The 6,820-nt window shown below is 67.5% G+C and carries 5 protein-coding genes, 1 tRNA gene and 1 pseudogene; 4 read left to right on the top strand and 3 right to left on the bottom strand.

The window, feature by feature from the left end:
- Positions 1-144 precede the first annotated feature (144 nt).
- Positions 145-2,346 carry a hypothetical protein gene (locus tag DVH02_RS33375; protein ID WP_233518615.1) on the bottom strand — a complete coding sequence of 734 codons (2,202 nt, stop codon included), beginning with the start codon at positions 2,344-2,346 and terminating at the stop codon, positions 145-147.
- Positions 2,347-2,689: 343 nt separating this feature from the next.
- Here DVH02_RS33375 and DVH02_RS33370 point away from each other — a divergent pair, with 343 nt between their 5' ends.
- From DVH02_RS33370 to DVH02_RS33355, 4 genes are all read left to right on the top strand, one after another.
- The gene (locus DVH02_RS33370; RefSeq protein ID WP_114627583.1) at positions 2,690-3,022 is read left to right on the top strand and encodes a hypothetical protein; all 333 of its coding nucleotides are present in this window, start codon (positions 2,690-2,692) and stop codon (positions 3,020-3,022) included.
- A gap of 13 nt (positions 3,023-3,035) precedes the next feature.
- Positions 3,036-4,523, top strand: a complete 1,488-nt coding sequence (locus tag DVH02_RS33365) for a helix-turn-helix domain-containing protein (protein WP_114627582.1) — start codon at positions 3,036-3,038, stop codon at positions 4,521-4,523.
- Positions 4,524-5,096 (top strand): helix-turn-helix domain-containing protein, encoded by a 573-nt coding sequence (locus DVH02_RS33360; protein ID WP_114627581.1) that lies wholly within the window; start codon positions 4,524-4,526, stop codon positions 5,094-5,096.
- A gap of 58 nt (positions 5,097-5,154) precedes the next feature.
- Positions 5,155-5,228 (top strand) — tRNA-Met (locus DVH02_RS33355).
- Positions 5,229-5,391: 163 nt separating this feature from the next.
- Here DVH02_RS33355 and DVH02_RS33350 read toward each other — a convergent pair.
- The gene (locus DVH02_RS33350) at positions 5,392-6,378 is read right to left on the bottom strand and encodes a hypothetical protein (protein ID WP_114627580.1); all 987 of its coding nucleotides are present in this window, start codon (positions 6,376-6,378) and stop codon (positions 5,392-5,394) included.
- 131 nt (positions 6,379-6,509) lie between these two features.
- Positions 6,510-6,820 (bottom strand): annotated as a pseudogene (locus DVH02_RS36635) (hypothetical protein); the annotation flags it as partial.

Genomic DNA, 6,820 nt, shown 5'->3' with positions numbered 1-6,820 from the left:
CACCAGTTTCGGCCCCGGATCAGGTAACAACGGCTCGATCAGCGACCACAGTTCATCCGAGACGACCCACGGACGCGACTCTCTCTTCCCCACGAACAGCCCAACGAGCATCCAAGCCGACGGTCACACCGATAGTGACTTCTGTTAGGACCTCTTATTCCACAGGTCCCGGTACACGCGCAGGTCGGCCGTCGAAAGCTCCGGATCCCCGTTGATGACCTGGACAGTGGTATCCCACTCACGGTAGCCGTCCGTTCGGGGAGTGAGGAGGACCCCCACTGATGTGAGGGAGGCAAGGTCCGTGCCCTTCCCTCGTTCGTGGTGGCGCAGTTGCAGCCAAGCGGAGAACGCGGCGCGGGTGTGATCGGTCAAGGCGGAGCAGACGGCGAACCCCAGCTGGTCCTGGTCGGGTCCGGCGATGAACGTGCGCATCCGCCACGCAGTGGCACCCGCTTCTGCGGTTGTGACCGTGTCCAGCCCATTGAGCAGGAAACGGCCCAGGTCCGTGCGGTATCCGACAGGCAGACTGTCGAGAGAAGCAAGGACGATCTGCCAGGGCTCCCACTCGTCGGGCCCGGTCAAGCTGGTAGCCACGTCCTCAAGCACGATGCGGACCATGGTGTGCGCTTTATCGTCGTCGCTACCCGCCGGTGCGGCAGGTAACAGCGGCACGTTGCACGGCTGCCCTCCGCGCCGAATCCAGGATGGATTGATTGGCCCTGGCGACGCCGCGGCGTCCGCGGCCGCGAGCTCGTAATAGCGCTCCGGCTCGCCGCCTAGCACAGGGGTCGAGGTGCCGATCCGATGCAGGTAGCCGACCACGGCATGGGTGGAACGCAGTTGGTTGAACAGGAACTCCCAGTCGCGGCGCAGGAGAGCGATCACCGGCGTTGCGCCAGCCTGGGTGGTGATGGCCAGGTTTGGAGGGGGAGCCGGGTGTTCGATGATGATCACGCCGATCCAGTTCACAGCCGGGCTGTCGATACGGACGCTGCGTCCTCTCCCGGTCGTCATCTGAACGCCCTGCGTCTTCAGCCGCCGTACGGTGCCACTGATCTGCTTGGCTGCCGCAGCCAGCTGCTTGAGAACCCAGGACGACTCCTTCTCGGGCGCGCCTGGCACGCCTTCGCGAGCCTTGATCTGTACGACCACGCCACGACCGCCGACGATCAGTAGCCCATCGCTAATCTCCCTGACCCCGCGGCCCTTGCGTTCCACACTCGGAACCATCACGAAGTCAGGCAGACCCCACGTCGCGGCCGCATCCTGCACAGCCACTTCCGCGGCCGTTCCCCGGCGCGCATGCCCACGTAGAGGCGTCGCGTTCGGAACGACCCGCTCATACACCCCGTCCGCCGCGCTCACCATCAGTATGAGAGTGTCGGCGTCCTCGACCCGCCCCAGGCCGATATCCGATGAGGCCAGGCCAGCAAGTTCCTCAGAGGACCAACGCCGGGACGAGCGCGCGGCCTCCACCCACGTGTCTCCGTCGCCAAGGCCCGGGCCAGGCAGCACTTTTCTGCTGCCCGGAACCTTGCTGGACAGCCAGGCGAAGGAGACGGCGAACCGGGTCACCGCTTCTACCGCATTTGTCAGGCGGCGATCGAAGGTGTCCTCGACGCTGGCGGGAGCGAACCCCTCAGCGAAACACAGGTCGATGTAGGTGCCCGCTTGAGCTTCCACGGTACTGCCAGGACGGAACGAGCCCAGCTGGTAGCGAGCCAGCACCCGCTCGGCGTCCAGAGCTCCCGGCGGTTCAGCCTCCACGCTCTGGACCGCGACGGGCGATTCCACGTGAACCTGCGGCTCGACGGGGGTCGCCCACGCGCCGATCACCGCACCGGCAGCCAGAGCTGCCTCCCACGCGACCAGATAGCCCAGCGACGTCCTCAATCGATCGACGATCTCGTTGCTGTCGCCGTTCTGGAAGGGCTGACAGTCCTGCACCATCGCTACGTGAGAACGAAGCGTCCCGTCCATGCAGGACTCCGCAAGCAGTTCCTTCAGCCCTTCTGGCGAATCGGCGATCGGAAAGAAGCGAGGCTGCTCCGGCCGACGTACCCTCTGCAGAACGCTGAATGCCTCGACCGACTCCTCCACTAACGCGTCCAGGCACGCCCAGAGCTCCCGCACGCACCCGCGGAAGAGTTCGGTCAGCTCCTCCTGTCGCCCGGCGGGCCACGCCAGCCAGGCACTGATCGCCCCCGAACCGTCTGGGTGTGTGACCACGCTCTCCTCGGCAAGCCCTCCGTCGAGCAGCGTGCCCCATAGCGACGCCATCTCCGCCTTCGCTTGCTGAGCCTTCTGTAGGTGCCCGTGAGCCTGCGGGTAGTACTCCTCGATCACAGTCCCGACCCTAGCGGGGGCCGCTGACAATGCCGTTCACGTTACCGACCTCACCCGCAACGCAGGCGTGACCGGCCCGAACCCGATACGCCCACTGCAGTCCCGGACAAGAGGCAGCCTGCGCCGGTCCGCTGCGAGCGGAGTGTCCTCTTCGGCAAGCCGTGCCCGTCGCTGATCATCTCGATTTCAGGCTTGTTCCGCCTGGCCTTCGTGTCGAGGGTCGGAGCGGTGAAGTCGTGCTGAGGTCAGGCAAGGTGAATACTTTTTAACTTGTTGTAAAGTTACATGGTTGGGTGGTAACTTTGGAACAAGTTGAAGAGTTCGGTTTCTGGGAGGTGGGCGGGTGTTGCAGATTCAGATCGGCCCCGAGCGTGAGGCGGACCCCGATGACATGCTCGGGCGGTTGACCATCGGATGGCGCCCCGGCATGAGTGAGGACGAGGCATGGGAGGTTGGTCGCGGTATCTGGAAGTTCAATGCCGACCGTGCCCTGTCCCAGGACGAGGTGCAGATCATCAACGCCGGGGGCACTGTCCTCGCCGTCGCGGAGATCACCGGGATCTCCAAACACGGCGACCGCTACGCCCTCCAGGGGGAGTTGCTGCGGGGCGACGACCGTGTCGGACGGGCCACCAAGAGCCCGCACCTGTCCCGCAACCCCGTCACCTACATCTGAAGGGAGCGTTCCGGTGAGTGACTTCGACGCGATCGACTCGCTCCTCGCCTCCGTCGGCCCGCAGACCGACCTCCCGGACCCCGAGGCCCGCCGCGCCTTGCGCGAGCAGGCTCAGCTGTCCAAGGCGCAGGTGGCCCGCGCCCTCGGAGTGAGCCCGTCCACGGTCAGCGCCTGGGAAGCCGGCCGGGATCCGGCCGGCGAGGTGCGCGTCAAGTACGCCTACCTCCTGGACGGGTTGAGCGCCAAGCTCGCCACCGACACCACGCCCGAAACCGAGCCGGCGGTGGAGTCCACTGCGGCCGAGCCCGCTTCGTCCGAGCCCGAGGGCGGGGACGAAGTCGAGGTACTCACCGCGCCGGAGCTGTGTGTGCTGTGCGGGCGTCCGGCCGGAGTGCGAGTGGAGGGCTTCGCCCAGCACCTGGACCCAGCCGAATGCCAGGACGGCACAGTCGAGGCGCGGCCAGCCCCGGTCGCCGGCCGGCCCGCCCCGGCCTCGAAGCCGTCGGAGCGCGCCAAGGGCCCGGCCCGCCGGGCGTTCCAGGAGCCGTCAGGTCCGGTGGGCTTGATCCATGCGGCGGTTGAGGGAGCGCTCGCCGAGCACCGGGGTGACGTGGAAGCGGCCACCGCGGCGCTGTTGAAGAAGGCGATTCCGGACGCGATGAGTTTGCTGGACGAGACCCGCAAGGGCGCCCGGTACGACGTGATCGCCCACCCCGCAATTCCCGACATCCTGAAGAAGCAGACCTCCCGGGGCGCGGACCAGATCTGGGAGGCCCGCCCCAAGTGGACCCGCGCCGAACTGCCGCCCGGTGTTCATGAGGTGACGGCACTGGATATCAACGGCGCCTATCTGTCCGCCCTCAAGACTCATCTGCCGCTCGGGCAGCTCGAGCACACCACCGGCATGCCGCACGATCGCCGCCGGGCCGGAGTCCACCTGATCACCCCACCCGTCTGGGAGCACGACGCCTACTTGCCCAGCCCGATCGGCGAGCGCGACGAACCCGGACCCCTGTGGGTCACCGAGCCCACCCTGCGTCTCCTGCTGCGCCTGTCCAGTCCGAAGTGCGGGCTGTGCGAGGCGCCGGAAGTCCACGAGTCCTACACTTCGGGGGCGACGGAGAACCTGCTGGAGAAGTTCCGCATCACGCTCAAGGACGTCCGCGACACCGCCATCGCCGACGGCGACGCCGTCACCCTGGAGTACGTGAAGGCGATGTACTCGAAGTTCGTGTCCACCATGGGGGAGTCGAACTACAACCGGGAGCTGTATCGGCCGGACTGGATGCACATCATCCGCTCGCAGGCCTTCGCCAACCTCTGGATGAAGGCGCTCAAAGCCCACGATGAAGGACTCGCCGTCGTCCGCGCGATGGGCACCGACGAACTCCACGTCATCGGCGACTGGCGCCGTGTTTTTCCCGAAGGCCGTGGGGTTACCGAGGTCAAGGTCAAAGACCTCTACACCGCGGGCACCGACACGATGGGGGAGGAGCAGTAGATGCCGGAGAGGAACAGTGACTTCGGAAGGTTCGGCGCGAGCGGCGTCAGGGGAAGCGAACTCGTCGGGCGGAAGCTCGACGACCTCGCCGGCGGCATCGCCACCCCCGTCACCGCGAAGCGCGGTCTGATGGCGCGCCTGAACTATCTGACGAGGTCCGAACACGCCCGCCAGGCCGCCAGGGATGCCGGGCTGACGGTGACCGACCGCACGCTCAAGGCGTGGCTGGAGGGCAAGCGCCGCCCCTCGGCGAAGAACCTGAAGAAGATCGACGACGCCTACCGGGTGGGGCGCCGGCAGAACGTGGCCCGGCACCTGCTCAAGCGCCTCAACGCGAACGGCGGCACCCGGGTGGAGATCCACCCCCTCAACCAGTCCGGCGTCGCCCGCCCGCTGCAGCGCGACGTTCCCTTCCGGCACATGAACGTGCGCCGCTGGGACCGGATCGTCGGCGCGTGGGCGGCCGGTGACCACCACGGCTTGGACGCGGCCTGGACCGACGACATCCTGCCTGATCTGGGATCCCAGTACGGAGCGTACGAGTACTGCACCAACGTCGGCTTCGCTGCATAGCCCCTGGCCGGAGGTGGTCTGCGGACCTCGCGGGATGGCGTACGGTTGGCTTCACCGACGCGGGGTGGAGCAGCTCGGTAGCTCGCTGGGCTCATAACCCAGAGGTCGCAGGTTCAAATCCTGTCCCCGCTACTGCCGAGCAGGGTCCGGATCCATTCGAGGATCTGGACCCTGTCGCATTTCAGGGACGCCCGCCGGCTGCGGGCCCGCTGGGCTACGCGTGCGAGTGTCCGGCACGGCGTGCGAGCGGCCCGCGTACTCGTCGGTGGTGAGAGCCCGGCACCCGCGCTCTGCGTCACCACGCCTCGCCCATCGTGCCTGCCGCGGGCAGATCGAGGTATCGGGCTGCGTCGTGCATGATCTCCGGTGTGATCGCCTCTGTGCCGTCGAGAATGGCGATCTGCGCGGCCATGCTGAGCAGCGGTGTGAGGTTTTCCATGAGCCCGTCGGTGATGTCGTAGAGCTCTTCGGCGAGCTCCAGGAGGCTGTTGGGCCGGTGGTGGCACAGCTGGAGTCTTCCGTCGAAACTGGCCAGGGCGCGGGGCCATTCGTCGGGGTGTTCGGGGCTGCGAGGCGGTAGCCGGTTGACCCACAAGGTGGGTACGGACCGCTGGCGCAGCGGTGCGGCGTCGCTTGTCCGGCGCAGGGCGGGGAAGCGGGCGGTGCGTGCTTCGCGGAGGATGTCGCTGGAGCCGATGCCGCTCCAAAAGACCGTCAGGCTCAGTTCGTCCGCGAGGTAGTCGAAGAAGTCGAAGGTGGGCTGCAGGTCCTCGGTGCGCAGCCGGTCGATCCCGTCGACCAGGCACACCTCTACGTGGTTGGTGCGCATCACGTGCACGGCGGGCCCGGTGAAGTCCTTCATGCGCTGCACGGGCCGGCTGTCGGTGTCGGAGCGGTAGAGGTCCCAGCCCAGGAACGTGGCAAGGGCGGCGGACCAGTCGGCCGGGGTGCCCGGGGTGGGCGGGGCGTTGATGCAGATCACCGGTATGCGGGTGTCGTCGATGCCGTGCAGTTTCTCCCGGCGCCCTTGGTGGCCCATGCCGATGTGGTGCAGCAGCGTGCGTTTGCCTGTGCCGCGGTAGTCGCTGTCGATGGCGATGTGCGGGCCGGGTTGGCGGCGTTCGCCGTTTCGCCGCAGCATCCGCCGTGCGAGGAGCAGTCCGCGCTGGATGTCGGTGGTCTCGACCAGGCCGAGGTCGGCGTGGTAGCGGACGCGGGGGTCGTTCTCCCTTTTATCCTCGCTGTCGGCGGAGGAAGGGTCTTCCGGCGGCAGCGGAACCAAGGATGGGAGCTTGGAGGGTGGTTGCCGCAGGCGGGTGCGCCACCCCAGCAGGGTGGTCGGCGGGCCGACAGTGTCGGGGGCCGGCGGGGCTGGGGGAGCTGGTGGGGACTGCGGATCACGTACCGAGGCTTTCAACGATCCTCTCCTTGTTGGCCGTTATAGCCGTTATCGCCGTCGGTGGGCGGGTTCAGTTCGGGCAGCGAGGCGAGGAAGGCATCGACGCTCTGCCTGCTGTCCTTTACGGGCTCGCCAGCGGTGAAGAGTTCCGCGGCGGGGCGATCGAGGCGGCGGAAGGGCCGCACCGATTCCGGATCCAGCGGCGGCATACCGGCGGCATAGGGCTCCTTGGGTGCCGCCGGCCGGCGGCGGGGCGCGGGCAGGGAACGGGCAGAGGCAGCGGGTGCGTCGTCGGGCCCGGGCCCCTTAGAGGTCCTAACAAAGG

The organism is Streptomyces corynorhini, from assembly GCF_003346515.1.
GTDB lineage: Bacteria > Actinomycetota > Actinomycetes > Streptomycetales > Streptomycetaceae > Streptomyces > Streptomyces corynorhini.
Note: the sequence above shows the minus strand (reverse complement) of the source record. Positions and strands in the feature narration are given on the sequence as shown.

Bases quoted from the DNA above. Each gene is read 5' to 3' on its own strand.
- DVH02_RS33360 (WP_114627581.1), top strand. From the start codon at position 4,524: ATGCCGGAGAGGAACAGTGACTTCGGAAGGTTCGGCGCGAGCGGCGTC.